A 23500-nucleotide genomic window follows, 5' to 3' on the forward strand; every position below is an offset into this window, starting at 1 on the left:
CTTGTCGGCGGAGGGACTTGGAGGCCCACGGATGGACGAGTACCGGCCCACGACCCAGCCCCCTCCCCCGCCTCCCGCCCCGCCCGGGCCCGCCGGGCCGCGCCCCGGTCTGTGGAAGCGGTGCCTGTGGGGCGGCCTGACCCTGTGGGCGCTGACGGCCGTGGTCACGTACGCCACCGCCAACACCACCCTGCTGCCCACCCTGATCCTGCTGGGCAGCTTCCTGGTCCCGGGCGTCTTCGTGCTGTGGGCGTACGAGCGGCACGGCGGCGACCTCGGGCTCCCGGTGATCCTCGGCTGCTTCGTCACCGGCGGCGTCCTCGGGGTGCTCGGCGCCTCGGTCATGGAGTCCTACCTGCTCCACCCGTCCCTGTGGATGTTCCTCGGGGTGGGGCTGATCGAGGAGGCCGTGAAGCTCGCCGCCCTGATGTTCGTGGTCCGCCGCCGGCCGCGGCTGCGCGGCCGGCGGGCCGGCCTGGTCCTCGGCGGGACGGTCGGCTTCGGCTTCGCCGCCTTCGAGAGCGCGGGGTACGCCTTCAACGCCGCCGTCACCATCGACGGCATCGACCTGCGCTCCCTCCTGGAGACGGAGATCCTCCGCGGACTGCTCGCCCCCTTCGGGCACGGCCTGTGGACGGCCATCGCCGGCGCGGTGCTCTTCTCCTTCCGCCGCCCCGACGGCCGCTTCCGCCTCGCCGGCCCGGTCGTCGGCACCTACCTGGGCGTGGCGGTGCTGCACGCGCTCTGGGACTCGATGCACGGGATCGCGCTCTGGCTCGTCCTCCGGCTGACCGCCACGGACCTGGACCGCTCGCTCTTCGCCCAGGGGTACCTCCCGGAGCCCACGGCCCGGCAGGAGCACCTCTTCACCCTCTTCTCGGTGGGCGGCCTGGTACTGGTGACACTGGTGGGACTGGCGTGGCTGCGCTCACTGGCGCGGCCCGATTCCCCGGCCGGCCGCGGGTCCGGCGGCGACACGACTGGATTTCATACCCCCTAGGGGTATAGGATCACGCACGTAAGGCCCCGAACCGAAGAGGAGAACGTCATGGCCGCCGAGACGCAGACCGAGCTGACCACCGTCTACCAGGTCAAGGGCATGACCTGCGGCCACTGCGAGGGCGCCGTCTCCGGCGAGATCTCCGCGATCCCCGGGGTCTCCTCCGTCACGGCCGTCGCCAAGACCGGCGAGGTCACCGTGGTCTCCGCCGCCCCGCTCGACCGCGAGGCCGTCGCCGCCGCCGTCGACGAGGCCGGCTACGAGCTGGTCTGACCACGCGCCGCACCGCCGTCCGGCAGGGCCGTACCGTTACGGGTACGGCCCTGCCCCCTTTTCTGGAACCGCACATGACCAGCACCGCCCCCGACGTCACCGTCACCGAGCTGACCATCGGCGGGATGACCTGCGCCTCCTGCGCGGCCCGCGTCGAGAAGAAGCTCAACCGCATGGACGGCGTCACCGCGACCGTCAACTACGCCACCGAGAAGGCCCGCGTCGAGCACGTGCCCGAGGTCGGCGTCGACGCGCTCATCGCCACCGTGGTGAGGACCGGCTACACCGCCGAGGAACCCGCGCCGCCCGAGCCCGAGACGCCCGGGGAGGACGGCGCCGCCGACCCCGAGCTCGCCGCGCTCCGCCGCCGCCTCGTCGTCTCCGCCGTCCTCGCCGCCCCCGTCGTCCTGCTCGCCATGGCCCCCGCCCTCCAGTTCGACGACTGGCAGTGGCTCTCCCTCGCCCTCGCCTCCCCGGTCGTCGTCTGGGGCGGCCTCCCCTTCCACCGGGCCGCCTGGACCAACCTCCGGCACGGCGCCGCCACCATGGACACCCTCGTCTCGGTCGGCACCCTCGCCGCCTACGGCTGGTCCCTGTGGGCGCTCTTCCTCGGCGACGCCGGCCTGCCCGGGATGCGCCACGGCTTCGACCTCACCGCCGACCGCTCCGACGGCTCCTCCGCGATCTACCTGGAGGTGGCCGCGGGGGTCGTCACCTTCATCCTGCTCGGCCGCTACCTGGAGGCCCGCGCCAAGCGCAGGGCCGGCGCCGCCCTGCGGGCCCTGATGAAGCTCGGCGCCAAGGACGTCGCCGTTCTCAGGGAGGGCGGAGAGGTACGGGTGCCGGTCGCCGACCTGCGGACCGGCGAGCTCTTCGTCGTGCGCCCCGGGGAGAGGATCGCCACCGACGGCACCGTCGCCGAGGGCTCCTCCGCCGTCGACACCTCCCTGCTCACGGGCGAGTCCCTGCCCGTCGACGTCACGGCCGGCTCCGCCGTCACCGGCGGCTGCGTCAACGTCTCCGGGCGGCTCGTCGTCCGGGCCGGCCGGGTCGGCGCCGAGACGCGGCTCGCCCGGATGGCGAAGCTCGTCGAGGAGGCGCAGAGCGGCAAGGCCGAGGCGCAGCGGCTCGCCGACCGGATCTCCGCCGTCTTCGTCCCCGCCGTCCTGCTGATCGCCCTGGCCACCCTCGGCTTCTGGCTCGGCTCGGGGGCCGGCGCGACCGCCGCGTTCACCGCCGCCGTCGCCGTCCTGATCATCGCCTGCCCCTGTGCCCTCGGCCTCGCCACGCCGACCGCGCTGCTCGTCGGCACCGGGCGCGGCGCCCAGCTCGGCATCCTGATCAAGGGGCCCGAGGTCCTGGAGTCCACCCGCCGGGTCGACACCGTCGTCCTGGACAAGACCGGAACCGTCACCACCGGCCGGATGACCCTCACCGGCGTCCACCCCGCCGCCGGGACCGACGAGCGGGAGCTGCTGCGGCTCGCCGGGGCCCTGGAGCACTCCTCCGAGCACCCCGTGGCCCGGGCCGTCGCCGCCGGCGCCGCCGAGCGCCTCGGGATCCCCGTCGGCGAGCTGCCGGTCCCCAAGGGCTTCGAGAACGTACCGGGACTCGGCGTCCGCGGCTCCGTCGACGGCCGGCTCGTCCTCGCCGGGCGGGCCGCGCTGCTCGCCGCCGAGGACGTGGCCGTGCCGGACGGCGCGGCCGCCGGGGCCGTGCTCGTCGCCAGGGACGGGGTCTTCTGCGGCGCCCTGACCGTCGCCGACGCCGTCAAGGACACCAGCGCCGAGGCCGTCGCCCGGCTCCGCGGCCTCGGACTGCGGCCGGTGCTGCTCACCGGCGACCACCGGACCGTCGCGGAGGCCGTGGCCGCCGAGGTCGGCATCGGCGAGGTGATCGCCGAGGTGCTGCCGGAGGAGAAGGCGGGCGTGGTCCGCCGGCTCCAGGAGGAGGGCCGTACGGTCGCGATGGTCGGCGACGGCGTGAACGACGCGGCGGCGCTCGCCACGGCCGACCTGGGGCTCGCGATGGGCACCGGCACGGACGCGGCCATCGAGGCGAGCGACCTGACCCTCGTCCGGGGCGACCTGCGGGTCGCCGCCGACGCGATCCGGCTCTCCCGGCGGACCCTGGCGACGATCAAGGGAAATCTGGCGTGGGCCTTCGGCTACAACGTGGCCGCGCTGCCGCTCGCCGCGGCCGGACTGCTCAACCCGATGATCGCGGGCCTGACCATGGCCTTTTCGTCCGTCTTCGTCGTGACCAACAGCCTGCGCCTGCGGCGGTTCCGTTGATTTCACCTACACGTGACGCACAAGTCCTTCACAAAGAGACCTAGATCACAGATATTGGGGGGTAACCATCTGGGCTGTTCGCGAGTCTAAGTGGGCGATGCCAGAACGTCTTGGGGGACGTTCGCCGGGAGGTCTTGGGGGACGTCCCGGCAGGCAAGCGCGGCCGGGGCACGTGCACCGGGGAGCTTTGAGCGGCCCTCCCGTACGTACCCCGGCAGACCGCGCGCACGACGCCCGGCCCGGATCCCGTGGGGGGAATCCGCTCCGGGAATATGAGAAGCGCCCCGCTCGCCGACCCGTGGGGGGATCGGAGAGCGGGGCGCTTCTGTACGTCCTGCCGGCGGCCCCGGAGGCTCCTCAGACGACCTGTGCGGGGTCGGCTCAGCGCTCGTCGACCGGGACGAAGTCGCGGAGGACCTCGCCGGTGTAGATCTGGCGCGGGCGGCCGATGCGGGAACCCGGCTCCTTGATCATCTCGTGCCACTGGGCGATCCAGCCGGGAAGGCGGCCGAGCGCGAAGAGCACGGTGAACATCTCGGTCGGGAAGCCCATCGCGCGGTAGATGAGGCCCGTGTAGAAGTCCACGTTCGGGTAGAGGTTGCGCGAGACGAAGTAGTCGTCGGAGAGCGCGTGCTCCTCCAGCTTCAGCGCGATGTCCAGGAGCTCGTCGGACTTGCCGAGCGCCGAGAGGACGTCGTGCGCCGCCGCCTTGATGATCTTGGCGCGCGGGTCGAAGGACTTGTACACCCGGTGGCCGAAGCCCATCAGGCGGACGCCGTCCTCCTTGTTCTTCACCTTGCGGATGAAGGAGTCGACGTCGCCGCCGTTGGCCTGGATGCCCTCCAGCATCTCCAGGACCGACTGGTTGGCACCGCCGTGCAGCGGACCCCAGAGGGCGGAGATGCCGGCCGAGATCGAGGCGAACATGTTCGCCTGCGAGGAGCCGACCAGACGCACGGTGGACGTCGAACAGTTCTGCTCGTGGTCCGCGTGCAGGATGAGCAGCTTGTCGAGCGCGGAGACGACGACCGGGTCGAGGTCGTACTCCTGCGCCGGCACCGAGAACGTCATGCGCAGGAAGTTCTCGACGTAGCCGAGGTCGTTGCGCGGGTAGACGAACGGGTGGCCGATCGACTTCTTGTACGCGTACGCCGCGATCGTCGGCAGCTTGGCGAGCAGCCGGATCGTCGACAGGTGGCGCTGCGTCTCGTCGAACGGGTTGTGGCTGTCCTGGTAGAAGGTGGACAGCGCGGAGACCACGGACGACAGCATCGCCATCGGGTGGGCGTCCCGCGGGAAGCCGCGGAAGAAGTTCTTGACGTCCTCGTGGACCAGCGTGTGCTGGGTGATCTCGTTCTGGAAGGTGGCGAGCTCCTCGCCCTTCGGCAGCTCGCCGTTGATCAGCAGGTAGGCCACCTCCAGGAAGGTGGACTGCTCGGCCAGCTGCTCGATGGGGTAGCCGCGGTACCGCAGGATGCCCTGCTCGCCATCGAGGTAGGTGATGGCGGATTTGTAGGCGGCGGTGTTGCCGTATCCACTGTCCAGGGTGACCAGCCCGGTCTGGGCTCGCAGCTTGCCGATGTCGAAGCCCTGGTCACCGACGGTGCTCTCGACCACCGGGTAGGTGTATTCACCGTCCGCGTACCGCAGTACTACAGAGTTGTCGCTCACGTCATCCCTCACCGACGTAGTGCCTCTTCTTCGAGGTGCCCTGACTGTCTCTACCATCCCCCACTTGGCTCAGGAGAGTGCACTCGGGGTCGCCATTGGGCCAATCGGCGGCACTCAGTGCCGCCAACCTGCTCATCCTGCCCCCTTCGCCCCGGTTCCGGAAGCCCTCCGTGATCTTTCACACGGGGGAGCCCCCTGTGAGCCGGTGGGCCAGTGCGGTAAAGCGCCGGCCGGCCGAGACCGTACGCACCGCCTGGGCGATCGCGCGGCGCGAACCGACCAGGACGACGAGCTTCCGGGCACGGGTGACCGCCGTGTAGAGCAGGTTTCGCTGGAGCATCATCCACGCACTCATGGTGACCGGGATCACCACGGCCGGATACTCACTGCCCTGCGAACGGTGGATGGTGACCGCGTACGCGTGGGACAGCTCGTCCAGCTCGTCGAAGCCGTACGGCACCTCCTCGTCCTCGTCCGTCCGGACGGTGAGCCGCTGTTCCACGGGGTCCAGCGCCGTCACCACTCCGACCGTACCGTTGAAGACGCCGTTCGCCCCCTTCTCGTAGTTGTTCCTGATCTGGGTCACCTTGTCCCCGACCCGGAAGACCCGGCCGCCGAACCGCTTCTCCGGGACGTCCGGGCGGGCCGGGGTGATCATCTGCTGGAGCAGTCCGTTCAGCGCGCCCGCGCCGGCGGGTCCCCGGTGCATCGGTGCCAAAACCTGCACATCCCGGCGCGGGTCCAATCCGAATCTGGCCGGAATACGCCGGGCGGCGACCTCGACGGCGACCCGGGCCGCGTCCTCCGTCTCCTCCTCCGCGAAGAGGAAGAAGTCCGGCAGTCCGGTTGTTGCCGGCGGGAGCCCCTCGTTGATCCGGTGCGCGTTGGTGACCACGCCGGACTGCTGGGCCTGGCGGAAGATCCTGGTCAGCCGGACGGCCGGAACCGGACTGCCCGGGGCCAGCAGATCGGCGAGCACCTCGCCCGCGCCGACCGACGGCAGCTGGTCCACGTCCCCCACGAGCAGCAGATGGGCGCCCGGCGCCACCGCCTTGACCAGCTTGTTCGCCAGCAGCAGATCGAGCATGGACGCCTCGTCGACCACCACGAGGTCCGCGTCCAGCGGCCGGTCCCGGTCGTACGCGGCGTCCCCGCCCGGCTTCAGTTCGAGCAGCCGGTGAACGGTGGAGGCCTCGGCTCCGGTCAGCTCGGCGAGCCGCTTGGCGGCACGGCCGGTCGGCGCCGCGAGGACCACCTTCGCCTTCTTGGCCCGGGCCAGCTCCACCACGGAACGGACCGTGAAGGACTTCCCGCAGCCGGGGCCGCCGGTGAGGACCGCGACCTTCTCGGTCAGCGCGAGCCGGACGGCCTGCTCCTGCTCGGGCGCCAGGGTGGCCCCCGTGCGGTCCGCGAGCCAGGCCAGCGCCTTGTCCCAGGCCACGTCCCGGAAGGCCGGCATGCGGTCCTCGGGGGTGCGCAGCAGCCGCCGCAGCTGCCCGGCGAGGGAGAGCTCCGCCCGGTGGAAGGGGATCAGGTAGACGGCCGTGACCGGCTCCCCCTCCGGGCCGGGGACCGGCTCCCGGACGACCCCTTCGGGGTCGTCGGCGAGCTCGGCCAGGCATTCGATGACGAGCCCGGTGTCCACCTGGAGCAGTTTCACCGCGTCGGCGATCAGCCGCTCCTCGGGGAGGAAGCAGTGCCCCTGGTCGGAGGACTGGGACAGGGCGTACTGGAGGCCGGCCTTCACCCGCTCGGGGCTGTCGTGCGGGATGCCGACGGACTGGGCGATCCGGTCGGCGGTGAGGAAGCCGATGCCCCAGACGTCGGCGGCCAGCCGGTAGGGCTGCTCGCGGACGACGGAGATCGAGGCGTCGCCGTACTGCTTGTAGATGCGGACGGCGATGGAGGTGGAGACGCCGACGGTCTGCAGGAAGACCATCACCTCCTTGATGGCCTTCTGCTCCTCCCAGGCCGCGGTGATGTTCTTCGTCCGCTTCGGCCCCAGGCCGGGGACCTCGATCAGCCGGCCCGGCTCCTCCTCCAGGATGTCGAGGGTCGCCAGGCCGAAGTGGGTGGTGATGCGGTCGGCGAAGACCGGGCCGATGCCCTTGACCAGGCCGGAGCCCAGGTAGCGCCGGATGCCCTGGATGGTGGCGGGCAGCACGGTCGTGTAATTGTCCACCTGGAACTGTCGGCCGTACTGGGGGTGCGACCCCCAGCGGCCCTCCATCCGCAGCGACTCCCCCGGCTGCGCGCCGAGCAGCGCGCCCACGACGGTGAGCAGCTCCCCCGCGCCCCGCCCGGTGTCGACCCGGGCGACCGTGTAGCCGCTCTCCTCGTTGGCGTACGTGATCCTCTCCAGCACGCCCTCCAGGACGGCGGGGCGGAACGGCTGACCCTCATTGGACATGCTCCGACCGTAGCGAAGCCCGCCGACAGCGGGGCGGGGCTGTGGACAACCGCCGGCCCGGGCGCCGGGACGCCGAGTGCCGAAGCCGAACCCGACGAACCCGACGAATCCGCCGGCCTCGCCGATCCGCCGGGCGGCGGGAGGGGTGGAAGGGGGCCCGGCCCCGCCGCACACGGGGCCGGGCCGGAAGGCCCCCGCCGCGCACGCGGGGGCTTGGCCGTAGGCCTGAATCCAACCTCCCGGATTCTGGATCCAGAATTTCGGATCCGGGATCTTGGATCCGGGATCTTGGATCCGGGACTCAGACCTTCAGGAAGGCCTCCAGGGTCTCCTCCAGGACCTCGACGCCGTCCCTCGCCCACAGCGCGTCGTTGAAGAGTTCGACCTCCACCGGGCCCGTGTAGCCGACCCGTTCGAGGAGGGCCGACCACCAGGTGAGGTCGATCGCGCCGGTGCCGAGCTGGCCCCGGCCGTTGAGGACGCCTTCCGGGAGGGGGGTCGTCCAGTCGGCGAGCTGGAAGGAGTGGACGCGGCCGCCGGCGGCGGCGCGCTCGACGGCCGCCGGGGCGTTCTCGTCCCACCACAGGTGGTACGTGTCGACGGTGACGCCGACCTGGTCGGCCGGGTGGCGCTCCGCGATGTCCAGGGCCTGGTCCAGGGTGGAGATCGCGCAGCGGTCGGAGGCGTACATGGGGTGGAGGGGTTCGATGGCGAGCCGGACCCCGTGTTCGCCGGCGTAGGGGGCGAGGGCGCCGATGGCGTCGGCGATGCGGGCGCGGGCGCCGGGCAGGTCGCGGCTGCCGGCGGGAAGGCCGCCGGAGACCAGGACGAGGGTGTCGGTGCCGAGCGCCGCGGCCTCGTCGATCGCCGCCCGGTTGTCGGCCTCCCAGCCGTCGGTGGTGAAGAAGCCGCCCCGGCACAGGGTGGTGACCTTCAGGCCCGCCTCCTGGATCAGGGCCGCGGTCTCGTCGACGCCGTACTCCTTCACCGGGTCGCGCCACAGGCCGATCCCCGGGACGCCGAGACGGACGCATTCCGCGACCAGCTCGGGGAGGGGGAGCTGCTTCACCGTCATCTGGTTGATGCTGAAGCGGTCGAGGTTCACTGGGGCACTCCGTACACCGTGAGCAGGGACCGCATGCGGGACTCCGCGCGGGACGGGTCGGGGAAGAGGCCGAGCCCGTCGGCGAGTTCGTAGGCGCGGGCCAGGTGCGGCAGGGAGCGGGCCGAGTGGAGGCCGCCGACCATGGTGAAGTGGTCCTGGTGGCCCGCGAGCCAGGCGAGGAGGACCACGCCCGTCTTGTAGTAGCGGGTCGGGGGTTCGAAGAGGTGCCGGGAGAGCGCGACCGTCGGGTCGAGCAGCTTGCGGAAACCGGCCGTGTCGCCGGTGTCGAGGACCCGGACGGCCTCCGCCGCCAGCGGGCCGAGCGGGTCGAAGATGCCGAGGAGGGCGTGGCTGAAGCCCTGTTCGTCGCCCGCGATCAGCTCCGGGTAGTGGAAGTCGTCGCCGGTGTAGCAGCGGACGCCCTCGGGGAGCCGGCGGCGGAGCGCGATCTCGCGGCCCGCGTCGAGGAGGGAGATCTTGACGCCGTCGACCTTGTCGGGGTGGGCGGCGATCACGTCGAGGAAGGTCTCGGTGGCCGTGTCGAGGTCGACCGAGCCCCAGTACCCCTCCAGGGCCGGGTCGAACATGGGGCCGAGCCAGTGCAGGACCACCGGCTCGGACGCCTGCCGGAGCAGGTGGCCGTAGAGGTCGAGGTAGTCCTCGGGGCCGGCGGCCGCGGCGGCGAGCGCGCGGGAGGCCATGAGGATGGCCTGGGCGCCGGACTCCTCGACGACGGCGAGCTGTTCCTCGTACGCCGCCCGGATCTCGCGCGGCGTGGCCGGGCCGGTGAGCTGGTCGGTGCCGACGCCGCAGGCGATCCGGCCGCCCTCCGCCTTCGCCTCGGCGGCGGAGCGGCGGATGAGTTCGGCGGCGCCCGCCCAGTCGAGGCCCATGCCGCGCTGGGCGGTGTCCATGGCCTCCGCGACGCCGAGGCCGTGGGACCACAGGTGGCGGCGGAAGGCGAGGGTGGCGTCCCAGTCGACGGCGGCGGGGCCGTCGGGGGTGGTGTCGGCGTACGGGTCGGCGACGACGTGCGCGGCGGAGAAGACCGTACGGGAGGTGAGCGGGCCGGGTGCGGCGGGCGCGAGCGGTTCGGTGCGGGGCTCGTACGCGCGCGTGCCGCCGCCGGGGACCGGGAGGTGGAGGGTCACAGGGTCACCTCGGGGACGTCGAGGCGGCGGCCCTCGGCGGCGGACCTCAGGCCGAGTTCGGCGAGCTGGACGCCGCGGGCGCCGGCGAGGAGGTCCCAGTGGTAGGGCTCGTCGAGGACGACGTGGCGGAGGAAGAGCTCCCACTGGGCCTTGAAGCCGTTGTCGAAGTCGGCGTTGTCGGGGACCTCCTGCCACTGGTCGCGGAAGGAGTAAGTGGCGGGGATGTCGGGGTTCCAGACCGGCTTCGGGGTGAGGCTGCGGTGCTGGACGCGGCAGTTGCGCAGGCCGGCGACGGCGGAGCCCTCGGTGCCGTCGACCTGGAACTCGACGAGCTCGTCGCGGTTGACGCGGACGGCCCAGGAGGAGTTGATCTGGGCGATGGCGCCGCCCTCCAGGTGGAAGGTGCCGTAGGCGGCGTCGTCGGCGGTCGCCTCGTACGGCTTGCCCTGCTCGTCCCAGCGGCGCGGGACGTGGGTGGCGATCTCGGCGGAGACGGAGGTGACGCGGCCGAAGAGCTCGTGGAGGACGTACTCCCAGTGCGGGAACATGTCGACGACGATGCCGCCGCCGTCCTGGGAGCGGTAGTTCCAGCTGGGGCGCTGGGCCTCCTGCCAGTCGCCCTCGAAGACCCAGTAGCCGAACTCGCCGCGGATCGACAGGATCTCGCCGAAGAACCCGCCGTCGATGAGCCGCTTGAGCTTGAGCAGGCCGGGGAGGAAGAGCTTGTCCTGGACGACGCCGTGCTTGACGCCCTTCGCGGCGGCGAGCCGGGCGAGGTCGAGGGCGCCGGCGAAGTCGGCGGCGGTGGGCTTCTCGGTGTAGAGGTGCTTGCCGGCCTCGATGGCCTTGGTGAGGGCGTCGGCGCGGGCCGAGGTGACCTGGGCGTCGAAGTAGACGTCGACCGAGTCGTCGGCGAGGACGGCGTCGAGGTCGGTGGACCACTCGGTCAGGCCGTGCTTCTCGGCGAGGGCGCGCAGGGCGTGCTCGCGGCGGCCGACGAGGACCGGTTCGGGCCAGAGGACCTCGCCGTTGCCGAGGTCGAGGCCGCCCTGCTCGCGCAGCGCGAGGATCGAGCGGACGAGGTGCTGGCGGTAGCCCATGCGCCCGGTGACGCCGTTCATGGCGATGCGGATGGTCCTGCGTGTCACGGAATGTTCCTCTCCCCGGCGGGCGTGTGCCCTCGTCCGACTGCGTTCGGTGGGCGCCTCCGCGCATGGGGACATGCGCGGAGGCAGGACGGAAAGCGCTTCCGGCGCGACGATAGAAAGCGCTTTCTGTCGCAGATGACGCTAGCCTGCCGACATCACGCCGGACAAGGGCCCCGCGCCTTCTGCCTTGGAGGTACGCACGCGATGTCGGAGGTACGCACGCGATGACCGTCACCCTGGCGGACGTGGCCGCCCGCGCCCGGGTCTCCCCCGCGACCGTCTCCCGCGTCCTCAACGGCAACTACCCGGTCGCCGCCTCGACGCGGGAGCGGGTCCTCAGGGCCGTCGAGGAGCTGGACTACGTCCTCAACGGGCCCGCGAGCTCCCTCGCCGCCGCCACCTCCGACCTGGTCGGAGTGCTGGTCAACGACATCGCCGACCCCTTCTTCGGGATCATGGCGAGCGCCGCGCAGAGCGCGATCGGCGAGGGCGGCTCGGGTCGGGCGGGCGGCGAGAAGCTGGCCGTCGTCTGCAACACCGGCGGTTCCCCGGAGCGCGAGCTGACCTACCTCACGCTGCTCCAGCGGCAGCGGGCCGCCGCCGTGATCCTCATGGGCGGCTCGCTGGAGGACCCGGAGCACCTGGCCGCGACGGCGGCCAAGCTGGCCCGGATGGCCGAGGCCGGAACCCGGGTCGTGCTCTGCGGACGGCCGCCCGTGCCCGGGGACGCGCACCTCGCCGCCCTCGTCTTCGACAACCGCGCCGGGGGCCGCCGGCTCACCGAGCACCTGCTCGGCCTCGGCCACGCGCGGATCGGCTACGTCGCGGGCCCCGCCGACCGCACCACCACCCGGCACCGCCTGGAGGGCCACCGGGAGGCCCTCGCGGCGGCGGGCGTCGCCGAGGGGCCGACCGTGCACGGCTCGTACGACCGTGCCGCCGGCCACGCGGCCGTCGCGGAACTGCTCGCCCGCGAGCCGGAGCTCACGGCCATCGTCGCCGCCAACGACACGGTGGCCCTCGGCGTCTGCGCGGCCCTGCGGGAACGGGGCCTGTCGATCCCCGGCGACGTCTCCGTCGCCGGCTTCGACGACCTCCCCTTCTCGGTGGACGCGGTCCCCGCCCTGACCACCGTCCACCTCCCCCTCCACGAGTCGGGGGTACGGGCCGGCCGCCTGGCGATGGGCACGGAGGACGCCCCGCCGACCGGCACGGAGACGATCCCGGGCGCGCTGGTGGTACGGGACTCGACGGGGGCGCCGCGGGCGTAGGCACGGCGGACCGGCCGCCTGCGTACGCGCGTGTCGTACCGCCGGGCCGCCGGGCCGCCGGTGCGGCGCGCCCGGCGTGACGCGGGGGGCTCGTCGGGGACGTGACGGGCCGCTACGCGCCGGCGGAGCCGTTCCCCTTCGCGTCCGCGTGGGCCGTCAGGCCGGTGGCGGCGAGGACCGCGTCGACGGTCTCGTCCACCGTCCGGTCCGCGTTGTCGATCCAGACGCCCTCGCCGGACAGTTCCTCGCGCATGGCCTCGTCGAGGAAGGCCCAGTTGGTGGTGAGGCGCTTGTGGCGGGCGTTGTTCCGCTCCCAGGCCTTGTCGGGGCCGGGGGCGAGGAAGACCACGTGCAGCGGGCCCGCCGTCATCCGGTCGCGGTAGAAGCCCAGGTGGGAGCGGCGGACGACGACGTCGTCGACGACCGGCAGGAAGCCGGCCGCGGCGAAGCTGCCGGCGAGCAGGGCGGCGTTGCGGGCCCGGAGGAAGATCTGCCGGTCGGCCTCCGGGTCGCCGTCCGGGGTGGGCCAGTGGCAGCCCCGCACGATCAGGTTCTGGAGCTCGTCGACCTCGATGTGCGCGGACATCGCGAAGCGGGCGGCGAGGGCCGCGGCGACGGTGGACTTGCCGCTGCCGGGGATGCCGCTGAGCAGGACGGTGCCGGGGGCGGACGGGTCGCGGTCGACGGGTACGAGATCCATCCCCGCACCCTAGGTCATCCGTTCGTCCGTCCGGCCGGACCGCCGGCCGCCCGTGCGTGGGGACCCGTTCCCGGGCGCCGGGGCCGCGGCGGCGGGCTCGGGCTGTTTCCCGGAGGGGGCCGGGGAGGCGCCCGGACGCGGGGGCGCGGTCGCGGCCGGGGGCGTGCGGCGCGGGGCCAGGGTCGTCAGGGCCACGCCGCCGACCAGCAGGGCCGCGGCGAGCCAGCGCAGGGGGGTGACCGACTCGCCCAGGAGGAGCGCGGCCGAGGACATGCCGAAGACGGGGACGAGGAGGGAGAAGGGGGCCACGGAGGAGGCGGGGTGGCGGCGGAGCAGCCAGCCCCAGGCGCCGAAGCCGAAGACGGTGGTGACCCAGGCGACGTAGAGGATGACGCCGACGCCGGTCCAGTCCAGGGCGCGCAGCGCGGCCAGGTCCCGCTCGGGGCCCTCCAGGAGGAGGGAGAGGGCGAGCAGCGGCAGGACGGGCACGGTGCTGACCCAGACCATCCAGTTGAGCGGGTCGGGCGGGGCGGCCTTGCGGGTGAGGACGTTGGAGGCGCCCCAGCAGGCGGCGGCCGCGATGACCAGGACGAAGCCGGTGACGGGCCCGGAGGCGCCTTCGTCGACGGCGGCGACGCCGATGCCGGCGAGGGCCACGCCCATGCCGAGGACGGCGGTCCGCCCGGGGCGCTCGCCGAGGGCGGCGAAGGCGAACAGGGCGGTGAAGACGGCCTGCACCTGGAGGACGAGGGAGGAGAGCCCGGCGGGTGCTCCGAGGTCCATGCCGGTGAAGAGGAGGCCGAACTTTGCGACGCCCAGGGCGAGTCCGACGGCGACGATCCACTTCCAGGCGACCTTGGGCCGGCCGACGAGGAAGACGGCGGGGAGGGCGGCGACGAGGAAGCGGAGGGCGGAGAAGAGCAGCGGGGGGAAGTGGTCGAGGCCGATCTCGATGACGACGAAGTTGACCCCCCAGACCGCGGCGACGAGCGCGGCGAGGGCGATGTGTGCGGGGCGCATGCGGTCGAGCATGGCGGGCGCCGACCGTGTAGCACCAGCACGGGTTTCTTCATGGTTGGATGAAGCGTCGCTGAAACCAGGGGAGGTCCCCGTGCTCGATCTCGGCCGGCTGCGCGCCCTGTACGCCGTCTCCGTCCACGGCAGCGTGGGCGCCGCGGCCACCGCGCTCGGCTACACCCCCTCGGCGGTCTCCCAGCAGATCGCGAAGCTGGAGCGGGAGACCCGCACGACCCTGCTCGAACGGAGCGGGCGGGGCGTCCGGCTCACCGACGAGGCCCGGCAGCTGTGCGACACCGCCCGGCAGTTGCTGTCGCTGGTGGAGGAGGCGGAGGTGCGCCTGGAGGAGCGGCGCGGGCTGCCCGCCGGGCGGCTGTCGGTCGGCTGCTTCGCGAGCGCGGCGCGCGGGCTGATGCCGCGGGTGCTCGCGGAGCTGGCGCTGCGCCACCCCGGTCTGGACGCCCGGCTGACGGAGGTCGACCCGCACCTGTCGGTGGACCTGGTGGCGCGCGGGGTGCTGGATCTGGCGGTGGCGCACGACTGGGACATCGCGCCGCTGCCGGCGCCGCCGGGGGTGGAGCAGGCGGTGATCGGCGACGACGGCTGCGACGTCCTGGTCCACCGGGGCCATCCGCTGGCGGCGCGGACCTCGGTGCGGCGGGAGGAACTGGCGGAGGAGCGGTGGATCTCGCAGCCGCCGGGGACGGTCTGCCACGACTGGCTGACGCGGACGCTGCGGGCGGCCGGGGCCGAGCCGCTGATCGTCCATCAGGCGGAGGAGAACCACACGCAGGTCGCACTGGTGGCGGCCGGTCTGGGCGTCGCGCTCGTGCCCCGCCTCGGGCGCGGCGGGCTGCCGCCGGAGGTGGCGCCGCTGCGGCTCGACCCGGCTCCGACGCGGCGGCTGCACGCGCTGTGGCGGGCGGGGGCGGCACGACGGCCGGCGATCCGGGAGACGGTCCGCACGCTCCAGGAGCTGTGGCCGTCGATCGCGTCGGCGACCTGAAGCGGAGACACGACGATCCGAAGCGGACACGACGATCCGAAGCGGCGCACGGCGGCCAGGACGGCCGAACGCGGCGGCCAGGAGCAGTCCGCGACGGTCTGAAGCGGGTCACGGCGGCCAGGAGCGGAACACGGCGGCCTGAACCCGATCACCGTGGCCCGAACCGGGACGGAGTTCTCTTCTCGGCGATTCGTGCGGGATTCCTTGACCGGGCAGTTACTTTCAGACTATCCGTTCACCTTGGAAGTTTCTTTCACCCTTGCACGGCCGGAAGGAGCACCAGTGCCCCACCCCACCCGACGCACCCTGCTCGCCGTCACGGCGGTCGCGGCCGCCACCGCCGCGGGGGCCGCCGCCACCGCCCCCGCGCACGCCACCGACGCCCGCACCGAGGAGCGGCTGCGCCGGATCGTCGGCCGGATGTCGCTGGAGGAGAAGGTCGGCCAGCTCTTCGTCTCGCGGGTGTACGGCCACTCGGCCACCGCCCCCGACCAGGCCGACGTCGACGCCAACCTCCGTGAACTCGGCGTCCGCACCGCCGCCGAACTGGTCCGGCGCTACCACCTCGGCGGCGTCATCTACTTCGCCTGGGCGCACAACACCCGCTCCCCGCACCAGATCGCCGAGCTGTCCAACGGCATCCAGGCCGCCTCCCGGATCCCCGTACTGATCTCCACCGACCAGGAGCACGGCATCGTCTGCCGGGTCGGCGAGCCCGCCACCCTGCTGCCCGGCGCGATGGCGCTCGGCGCGGGCGGCTCCCCCGCGGACACCCGCAAGGCCGCCCGGATCGCCGGGGCCGAGCTGGCCGCCCTCGGCATCCGGCAGAACTACGCCCCGGTCGCCGACGTCAACGTCAACCCGGCCAACCCGGTCATCGGCGTCCGCTCGCTCGGTTCCGACCCGCGCGCGGTCTCCGCCCTCGTCACCGCGCAGATCCGCGGCTACCAGGGCGCCGGGGTCGCGGCCACCGCCAAGCACTTCCCCGGCCACGGCGACACCGCCGTCGACAGCCACTACGGCCTGCCGGTCATCACCCACACCCGTGCGCAGTGGGCCGAGCTGGACGCCCCGCCGTTCCGGGCCGCGATCGCCGCCGGCATCGACGCGATCATGACCGCGCACCTCGTCGTCCCGGCCCTCGACCCGTCCGAGGACCCGGCGACGCTCTCGTACCCGATCCTCACCGGGGTGCTCCGCGAACAGCTCGGCTACGACGGGGTGGTGGTCACCGACGCCCTGGACATGCAGGGCGTGCGGACCAAGTACGGCGACGACCGGGTGCCGGTGCTCGCCCTCAAGGCCGGGGTGGACCAGCTGCTCAACCCGCCGAAGCTCGACCTCGCGTGGAACGCGGTCCTCGGGGCCGTGCGGAACGGGGAGCTGACGGAGGAACGGCTGGACGAATCGGTTCTGCGGATCCTGCGCCTGAAGGCCCGCCGGGGCCTGTTCACCGAGCCGGCCACGACACCGGCGGAGGTCGACGCGACCGTCGGCACCGCCCGGCACCTCGCCGAGGCCGACCGGATCGCCGAACGGACCACCACCCTCCTCGTCAACGAGGACGGCTTCCTGCCGCTCTCCCCCGCCACGCACGGCAGGGTCCTCGTCGTCGGTGCCGACCCCGCCTCGCCCTCCGGCACGACGGGACCGCCGACGGCCACGCTCGCCGGGGCCCTGCGCGAGCTGGGCTTCACCGCGACCGCGCTCTCCACCGGGATCACCCCGACGGCCGCCCGGATCGAGGAGGCGGTGACCGCCGCGGCCGGGCAGGACGTGGTCGTGGTGGGCACGTACAACGTCACCGCGGCCAGCCCGCAGCGCACCCTGGTGGAGCGGCTCGTGGCGACCGGGGTGCCGGTGGTGACGGTCGCGATCCGCAACCCGTACGACGTCGCCCGGCTCTCCGGGCAGCGGGCCACGCTCGCCGCGTACTCCTGGACCGACGTCGAACTCCGCGCCGCCGTCCGGGTCCTCGCCGGCCGGGCGGAGCCGCGCGGGCGGCTGCCGGTGCCGGTGCGGAGCGCCGAGGACCCGGCGGTGACGCTCTACCCGGTGGGGTTCGGGCTCTCCTACGCCTGAGGGCTCTCCCCCGCCTGACGGGGCGAGGGGTGCGCCCGGTGGACGCACCCCTCGTCGCGGGCTACGGCCGCAGGCCGTGGCCCGGCGTCGCGTCCTCGTCCACCGGGCGGTCCAGGCGGGCGTCGAAGGCCGCGAGCGGGCGGGCCGCCTCGACGGCCGGGGCGTCGACGCCGGCCCAGGCCAGGATGCGGGCGGTGGCCTTCTCCCGCTCGGCGTCGGCGAGTCCGGCGACGTTGGCGCCGTGGTTGGCGCCGGGCGCGTAGTAGACGTAGCTGTCGCGGGCGCCCTTGCCGAGGCGGAAGGGCTCGGCGCCCCACGGGTCGTTCTCGCCGTAGACGAAGAGCATCCGGTTCGCGTTCTTGCGGACCCAGTCGTCGACGTCGCGCATCACCCACGGCTTGAACCTCATGGGGATCTCGCGGGGCACGAAGTTCGAGGCCGGCTGGTAGCCGTAGCGGCTGAGCCCGGCGAGGTGCGGCTGCTCGATGGAGGGCGAGCCGAGCTCGGTGGCCGCCTGGTAGTAGTACGGCGTGTAGTACTCCAGGCCCTGGTCGGTGTAGGCGGACCAGCCGGCGTACGTGTCGATCGTCTCGTAGACGGTGTCGTCGCTCGCGGTGCCCGCGTCCGGGATCGTGGCGCAGGCGTCCTCGCCGTAGTACTGCCAGAAGCCCCAGACGAAGTCGAGGACGGTCGCCTCCCACGCCTTGTCGACCGAGCCGAGCGTGTGGAAGGTGACGCCCTCGGCGGCGGCCCAGGTCTTGAACTTCTCCTGGAGCGGGCCGCGCCGGAGCAGGGCCTCGCGCTGCATCGAGTTCAGCCGGTCGCGGCACTCCGCGGTGCCGACGTTCGCGAAGAACCGGTCGTAGGCCGAGTCCTCCTTGTTCACCACGTCGTTGGGGGCCACGTAGGCGACGACGCCGTCCATGTCGCGCGGGTAGAAGCGCTCGTAGTAGGTGGCGGTCATGCCGCCCTTCGAGGCACCGGTGGAGAGCCAGTTCTCGCCGTAGACCTTCTTCAGGGCGGTGAAGACGCGGTGCTGGTCGGAGGCGGCCTGCCAGATGTCGAGCTTGGACCAGTCGGCGGGCTGCGGGCGGGACGGCGTGAAGAAGCGGTACTCCATGGAGACCTGGTTGCCGTCGACGATCCGGGTCGGCTCGGCACGGCCCGGGGTGGTGCTCAGGCCGTAGCCGCTGGTGCGGAAGACGGTGGGGCGGTCGGTGCCCTTGTGGAGGACCGAGATCCGCTGCTTGAACGTGCCGGCCCAGGGCCGCTTGTGGTCGATCGGCTGCTCGAAGTCCAGGAGGAAGAAGCGGTAGCCGGCGTACGGCTTCTCCTCGATCAGGCTCATCCCCGGGATCGCCAGGAGGCGGTCCTTGATGTCCGAGCTCTGCGCGTCCGCGACGGTGCTGCGGGACTCCGTCTCCGCGGCGGTGGCGGTGGCCACGCCGGTGGAGCCCACGGTGCCTATGAGCACCGAAAGCGACAGCATCAGTCTCAGCGACTTACGCATTCACCCTCCCATGATTCACAACGGTGCCGTGAACCTAGCGGGGTGAACGTCCGGGCCGCCAGACCCGGTTGGGCCTTACCTGTGCCTCAGCACAGGATCCAGCCGGTGGCGGCGGAGCGTCCGGAGACCGTGGCGGTGGCCCGCACGCAGCGGTTGAGGGCGTGCACGGTCACCGGTCCGGCCTGCCGGCCCCAGCGTCCGCTGACGGCGGCGGCCCGGCCGCCGCGCGGCTGGAGGGTGACCTTCATGGGGCGCGGGGCACCCGGCCGCTTGGCGAGGACCAGGGCGCAGGCGTAGTGGCGGGTGCGGTAGAGGCGCAGCTCGCCGGTGGCGAAGGAGACCGTGCGGGCGGGCCTGCCCTGGCAGACCGAGACCGCTTCGGCGGTGCCCGCGCCGGGCCCGGCCAGGGTCAGCAACCCGGCGGCGACGGCGAGGACGAGGGCGTACGCGACGGGGCGCGGGCGCGCGCGTGCGAGAGCCCGCCGGACCGCAGTGCTTCCGGGCATGCCCGTCTCCTCCCCCGTCCCACTTCTTGCCGTACACGCATACGACGTTCGAGAGGACCGTACGGTTGCCCCCGCGCGGCCGGTCATCCGGTGTAGTGGCCCATGACGAGGCAGAGGAAGAACAGCTCGGCGGCGATCAGCGTCCACAGGGCGGCCCACCGGGCCCGGGAGGGCGGCGCGCCGCCGGGCGTCGTGAGCGCCGCGAGCCAGGCGGCGCCGGCGACGACCAGGGTGGCCTGGAAGAGCGGGCCGGGGACGTCGCCGCACCCGCCGTACGTCAGGCAGCGGCCGCCGCGCTCCGTGGCGACCGCGGCGATCCGGACGAACGCCGTCGCCGGGAAGAACAGCAGCCCGGCCCCCAGCGCGCTCCGGCGCAGCGTGCGGGCGCCCGCCACGGGCGCGGCGGGCGGCGCGGGGGGCCGGGAGGTTCCGGCGGCGGGGGCGCGGTCGTTCACGACCCCGATCCAACCCCCGGCGCCGGGCCCGGGCATGAGCCCCCGTACTCAGATCGCGGCGGGTTCCTCCTCCGGCTCCGCCTCCGGGTCCGCCTCGCCGATGAAGGTGCGCCACAGGGCCGCGTAGCGGCCGTCGCGGGCGAGGAGTTCGTCGTGGCTGCCGTCCTCGGCGACCCGGCCGTGGTCCATGACGACGACCCGGTCCGCGCGGGCCGCCGTGGTCAGGCGGTGGGCGACGATCAGGGTCGTACGGCGGCCGGAGAGCCGCTCGGTGGCGGCGTTCACCTGCGCCTCGGTGGCCAGGTCCAGGGCGGCCGTGGCCTCGTCGAGGAGGAGGACGTCCGGGTCGACCAGCTCGGCGCGGGCCAGGGCGATCAGCTGCCGCTGCCCCGCCGAGAGGTTCCGGCCGCGCTCGGCGACCTCGTGGAGGTAGCCGCCGTCGAGGGTGGCGATCATGTCGTGCGCGCCGGCCGCGCGGGCCGCGGCCTCCACCTCGGCGTCGGTGGCGCCGGGCCGCCCGTAGGCGATGGCGTCGCGGACCGTCCCGGCGAAGAGGTACGCCTCCTGGGGGACGACGCCGAGCCGGTGCCGGTACGCGGTGAGGTCGAGCTCCCTGAGGTCGGTGCCGTCCGCGGTGACCCGGCCCGAGGTCGGGTCGTAGAAGCGGGCGACCAGCTTGACCAGGGTGGACTTTCCGGCGCCGGTCTCGCCGACGAAGGCGACGGTCTGCCCGGCGGGGATCCGCAGGTCGATGCCGGTGAGGGCGGTCTCCTCGGTGCCGCCGTCCGTCCCGTACGCGAAGGACACGGACTCGAAGGCGAGGTCGCCGCGGAGCGAGGGCACCGGGCGGGGCTTCTCGGCGGGGACCGTCGACGTCGGCTCGCGGAGCAGTTCCTGCATGCGGCCCAGCGAGACGGCGGCCTGCTGGTAGCCGTCGAAGACCTGGGAGAGCTGCTGGACGGGGGCGAAGAACAGGTCGATGTAGAGGAGGTAGGCGACGAGGGCGCCGGTGGTGAGGGTGCCGGCCTCGATCCGGTTCGCGCCGACGATCATCACGGCCGCGGCGGCGGCCGAGGAGAGCAGGGTGACGAACGGGAAGTAGACCGAGATCAGCCACTGGCCGCGCACGCGCGCGTCCCGGTAGGCGGCGCCGCGCTCGGCGAACCGGGCGGCGCCCGCCTTCTCCCGGCCGAAGGCCTGCACGATCCGCAGTCCGGCCACGGACTCCTGGAGGTCGGCGTTGACCACGCTGATCCGCTCGCGGGCCAGCTCGTACGCCTTCACGCTGGAGCGGCGGAAGTAGTACGTGGCGACGGCGAGGAGCGGCAGCGAGGCGAAGACGACCAGGGCCAGCTGGAGGTCGAGGACCAGCAGCGCCACCATGATCCCGAAGAAGGTGACGACCGAGACGAAGGCGGTGACCAGACCCGTCTGGAGGAAGGTCGACATGGCGTCGACGTCCGTCGTCATCCGGGTCATGATCCGGCCGGTCAGCTCGCGCTCGTAGTAGTCGAGGCCGAGCCGCTGGAGCTGGGCGAAGATCTTCAGGCGGAGCGCGTAGAGGACCCGCTCGCCGGTGCGGCCGGTCATGCGGATCTCGGCGGTCTGCGCCACCCACTGCACGAGGACGGTGACGAGCGCGAGCACGGAGGCGGCCCAGACGGCGCCGACGGCGAGCTGGTTCACGCCCTCGTCGATGCCGTGCCGGATGAGGACCGGCAGCAGCAGGCCGGCGCCGGCGTCGAGAGCGACCAGGCCGAGGCTGATGAGGAGGGGCGCGCCGAAGCCGCGCAGCAGCCGGCGGAGCCCGTACTCGGTCTCCGGCTCGACGGCCCTGGCCTCGTCCACGTCCGGGACGTCGACGGCGGGCGGCAGGGCGGCGACGGCGGCGAGCAGCTCGGGGGTGGCCCCGGCGGCCTTCGCCGGCCGGTCGGGCGCCTCGTCCCGCTCCCAGAGGGCGGGGGTGATGCCGCGCTCGGCGTCGAACTCGGCGTCCAGCTCGGCCCGCAGTCCGGTGTCCTCCGCCGGCTCCTCGGTGGCCCTCAGGACGTGGCCGGGCGAGACGCCGCCCAGCTCGTCGGGGTCGGTGAGGAGGCGGCGGTAGAGGGCGGAGCGCTCCTGGAGCTCCTCGTGGGTGCCGAGGTCGGCGAGCCGGCCGCCGTCGAGGACGGCGATCCGGTCGGCGAGGCCGAGGGTGGAGCGGCGGTGCGCGATGAGCAGGGTCGTGCGCCCCGCCATGACGGACTTCAGGGCCTCGTGGATCTCGTGCTCGACCTTGGCGTCGACCGCGGAGGTGGCGTCGTCGAGGACGAGGAGGCGGGGGTCGGTGAGGATCGCGCGGGCCAGGGCGACGCGCTGGCGCTGGCCGCCGGAGAGGGTGAGGCCGTGCTCGCCGACCTTGGTGGCGTAGCCGTCGGGCAGCTCGGCGATGAAGCGGTCCGCGCGGGCGGCCCGGGCGGCGGCCTCGACCTGCTCGTCGGTGGCGTCGGGGACGCCGTACGCGATGTTGGCGCGGACGGTGTCGGAGAAGAGGAAGGAGTCCTCGGGGACGAGGCCGATCGCGGCCCGCAGCGACTCCAGGGTCAGCTCGCGGGCGTCGTGGCCGCCGACGAGGACGGCGCCGCGGTCGACGTCGTAGAAGCGGGGCAGGAGGAGGGAGACGGTCGACTTGCCGGAGCCGGAGGAGCCGACGAGGGCGACGGTCTCGCCCTCCCGCAGCTCCAGCGAGAACCCGTCGAGGACGGGCTTGCCCCCGCCCTCCGCGTCGCCGTAGCCGAAGCTCACGCCGTCGAACTCGACGGTCGCGGGCGCGTCGGCCGGCAGCTCCTTGGTGCCGTCGGCGATGGCCGGTTCGGTGTCGATGAGCTCGACGACCCGCTCGACGCCCGCGCGTGCCTGCTGGCCGACGGTGAGGACCATGGCGAGCATCCGGACCGGGCCGACGAGGGAGGCGAGGTAGGAGGAGAAGGCGACGAAGGTGCCGAGGGTGATCTCCCCCTTGTAGGCGAGCCAGCCGCCGAGCGCGAGGACGGCGACCTGCCCGAGGGCGGGGACGGCCTGCAGGGCGGGCGTGTAGAGCGAGTTCAGCCGGATCGTCCGCAGTCGCGCCGCGAACAGCTTCCGGCCCGCCTCCCGGAGCTTCCCGGTCTCCTGCTCCTCCTGCCCGAAGCCCTTCACGACGCGGACGCCGGTGACGGCCCCGTCGACGACCCCGGCGACGCCGGCGGCCTCCTGCTGGGCGGCCCAGGTGGCCGGGTGGAGACGGGTGCGGCTCCGCTTGGCGATCCACCAGAGGGCGGGGGCGACGGCGAGCGCGACGAGGGTCAGCGGGATCGACAGCCAGGCCATGACGGCCAGCGAGATCACGAACAGCAGGACGTTCCCGATGGTCATCGGGAGCATGAACAGCAGGCCCTGGATGAGCTGGAGGTCGCTGGTCGCCCGCCCCACGACCTGCCCGGTCGACAGCTCGTCCTGCCGCCGCCCGTCGAGCCGCAGGATCGTCCCGTACATGTCGTCCCGGAGGTCCCGCTGCACGTCGAGCGCGAGCCGCCCGCCGTAGTAGCGCCTGATGTACGTCAGCCCGTAGACGAGCACGGCGGCGCCGAGCAGCAGCCCGGTCCACACGGCCAGGGAGCGCGTCCCCGCCCCGATCACGTCATCGATGATCACCTTGGTGATGAGCGGCACGAGCGCGAGCAGCGCCATGCCGGCCAGCGACGACCCGAGCGCGAGCACGACGTCCGCCTTGTACCTCCAGGCGTAGCCCCACAGCCGCCGCGCCCACCCCTCTTGCCGCTCCACCACCACGTGGCGCCTCCCGTCCGTCCCGGTCTACCGGAAGGCCACAACGCCCCCGACGTGCGTTTTCATCCCGCCGCAACAAGGGCTTCGTACGGAG

At 73.3% G+C, this 23500-nt stretch carries 17 protein-coding genes; 6 read left to right on the plus strand and 11 right to left on the minus strand.

Annotation, left to right across the window (positions count from 1 at the left end; translation table 11 throughout):
• The first annotated feature begins 31 nt into the window (after nt 1–31).
• From IE245_RS06015 to IE245_RS06025, 3 genes are all read left to right on the plus strand, one after another.
• The gene (locus IE245_RS06015; RefSeq protein WP_189945678.1) at nt 32–1000 is read left to right on the plus strand and encodes a PrsW family intramembrane metalloprotease; all 969 of its coding nucleotides are present in this window, start codon (nt 32–34) and stop codon (nt 998–1000) included.
• A gap of 48 nt (nt 1001–1048) precedes the next feature.
• Nucleotides 1049–1273, plus strand: coding sequence for a heavy-metal-associated domain-containing protein (locus IE245_RS06020; protein ID WP_169084583.1), 225 nt, complete (start codon nt 1049–1051; stop codon nt 1271–1273).
• Between the two features lie 74 nt (nt 1274–1347).
• Nucleotides 1348–3567: a heavy metal translocating P-type ATPase gene (locus IE245_RS06025; RefSeq protein WP_189945679.1), complete on the plus strand. Its 2220-nt coding sequence runs from the start codon at nt 1348–1350 to the stop codon at nt 3565–3567.
• 381 nt (nt 3568–3948) lie between these two features.
• Here the strand turns inward: IE245_RS06025 and IE245_RS06030 are convergent, their stop codons facing one another.
• From IE245_RS06030 to IE245_RS06050, 5 genes are all read right to left on the minus strand, one after another.
• Nucleotides 3949–5238: a citrate synthase gene (locus IE245_RS06030; RefSeq protein ID WP_189945680.1), complete on the minus strand. Its 1290-nt coding sequence runs from the start codon at nt 5236–5238 to the stop codon at nt 3949–3951.
• Nucleotides 5239–5416: 178 nt separating this feature from the next.
• Nucleotides 5417–7648, minus strand: a complete 2232-nt coding sequence (gene recD2, locus IE245_RS06035; protein ID WP_189945681.1) for an SF1B family DNA helicase RecD2 — start codon at nt 7646–7648, stop codon at nt 5417–5419.
• A gap of 301 nt (nt 7649–7949) precedes the next feature.
• Nucleotides 7950–8723 carry a sugar phosphate isomerase/epimerase family protein gene (locus IE245_RS06040; RefSeq protein ID WP_189945854.1) on the minus strand — a complete coding sequence of 258 codons (774 nt, stop codon included), beginning with the start codon at nt 8721–8723 and terminating at the stop codon, nt 7950–7952.
• Nucleotides 8724–8749: 26 nt separating this feature from the next.
• Nucleotides 8750–9904: a dihydrodipicolinate synthase family protein gene (locus tag IE245_RS06045; RefSeq protein ID WP_189945682.1), complete on the minus strand. Its 1155-nt coding sequence runs from the start codon at nt 9902–9904 to the stop codon at nt 8750–8752.
• Nucleotides 9901–11052 carry a Gfo/Idh/MocA family protein gene (locus IE245_RS06050; protein WP_189945683.1) on the minus strand — a complete coding sequence of 384 codons (1152 nt, stop codon included), beginning with the start codon at nt 11050–11052 and terminating at the stop codon, nt 9901–9903. The genes IE245_RS06045 and IE245_RS06050 overlap by 4 nt, the downstream gene beginning before the upstream one ends.
• A gap of 224 nt (nt 11053–11276) precedes the next feature.
• Between IE245_RS06050 and IE245_RS06055 the strand changes: the two genes are divergently transcribed.
• Nucleotides 11277–12323 carry a LacI family DNA-binding transcriptional regulator gene (locus IE245_RS06055; RefSeq protein ID WP_189945684.1) on the plus strand — a complete coding sequence of 349 codons (1047 nt, stop codon included), beginning with the start codon at nt 11277–11279 and terminating at the stop codon, nt 12321–12323.
• Nucleotides 12324–12435: 112 nt separating this feature from the next.
• Here the strand turns inward: IE245_RS06055 and IE245_RS06060 are convergent, their stop codons facing one another.
• Together IE245_RS06060 and IE245_RS06065 are read right to left on the minus strand one after the other, a co-directional pair.
• On the minus strand, nt 12436–13023 hold the full coding sequence (locus IE245_RS06060; RefSeq protein WP_189945685.1) for an AAA family ATPase: 588 nt from the start codon (nt 13021–13023) through the stop codon (nt 12436–12438).
• A gap of 9 nt (nt 13024–13032) precedes the next feature.
• Nucleotides 13033–14043, minus strand: a complete 1011-nt coding sequence (locus IE245_RS06065; RefSeq protein WP_189945686.1) for an EamA family transporter — start codon at nt 14041–14043, stop codon at nt 13033–13035.
• Between the two features lie 91 nt (nt 14044–14134).
• Here IE245_RS06065 and IE245_RS06070 point away from each other — a divergent pair, with 91 nt between their 5' ends.
• Entirely contained in the window at nt 14135–15046 is a 912-nt protein-coding gene (locus IE245_RS06070; protein ID WP_189945687.1) for a LysR family transcriptional regulator, read from the plus strand.
• Nucleotides 15047–15328: 282 nt separating this feature from the next.
• Nucleotides 15329–17128, plus strand: coding sequence for a glycoside hydrolase family 3 protein (locus IE245_RS06075; RefSeq protein ID WP_189945688.1), 1800 nt, complete (start codon nt 15329–15331; stop codon nt 17126–17128).
• Between the two features lie 61 nt (nt 17129–17189).
• Here IE245_RS06075 and IE245_RS06080 read toward each other — a convergent pair whose 3' ends face one another.
• The 4 genes from IE245_RS06080 to IE245_RS06095 all read right to left on the minus strand — a co-directional run bounded on the left by IE245_RS06080 (nt 17190) and on the right by IE245_RS06095 (nt 23403).
• Nucleotides 17190–18638, minus strand: a complete 1449-nt coding sequence (locus tag IE245_RS06080) for a serine protease (protein WP_189945689.1) — start codon at nt 18636–18638, stop codon at nt 17190–17192.
• Nucleotides 18639–18724: 86 nt separating this feature from the next.
• On the minus strand, nt 18725–19144 hold the full coding sequence (locus IE245_RS06085; protein WP_229851101.1) for a hypothetical protein: 420 nt from the start codon (nt 19142–19144) through the stop codon (nt 18725–18727).
• Between the two features lie 83 nt (nt 19145–19227).
• Nucleotides 19228–19599 carry a hypothetical protein gene (locus tag IE245_RS06090; protein ID WP_189945690.1) on the minus strand — a complete coding sequence of 124 codons (372 nt, stop codon included), beginning with the start codon at nt 19597–19599 and terminating at the stop codon, nt 19228–19230.
• 48 nt (nt 19600–19647) lie between these two features.
• Nucleotides 19648–23403, minus strand: coding sequence for an ABC transporter ATP-binding protein (locus IE245_RS06095; RefSeq protein WP_189945856.1), 3756 nt, complete (start codon nt 23401–23403; stop codon nt 19648–19650).
• Nucleotides 23404–23500: the final 97 nt, after the last annotated feature.

Source organism: Streptomyces roseolus, assembly GCF_014649855.1.
In the GTDB taxonomy this organism is placed as follows: domain Bacteria; phylum Actinomycetota; class Actinomycetes; order Streptomycetales; family Streptomycetaceae; genus Streptomyces; species Streptomyces roseolus.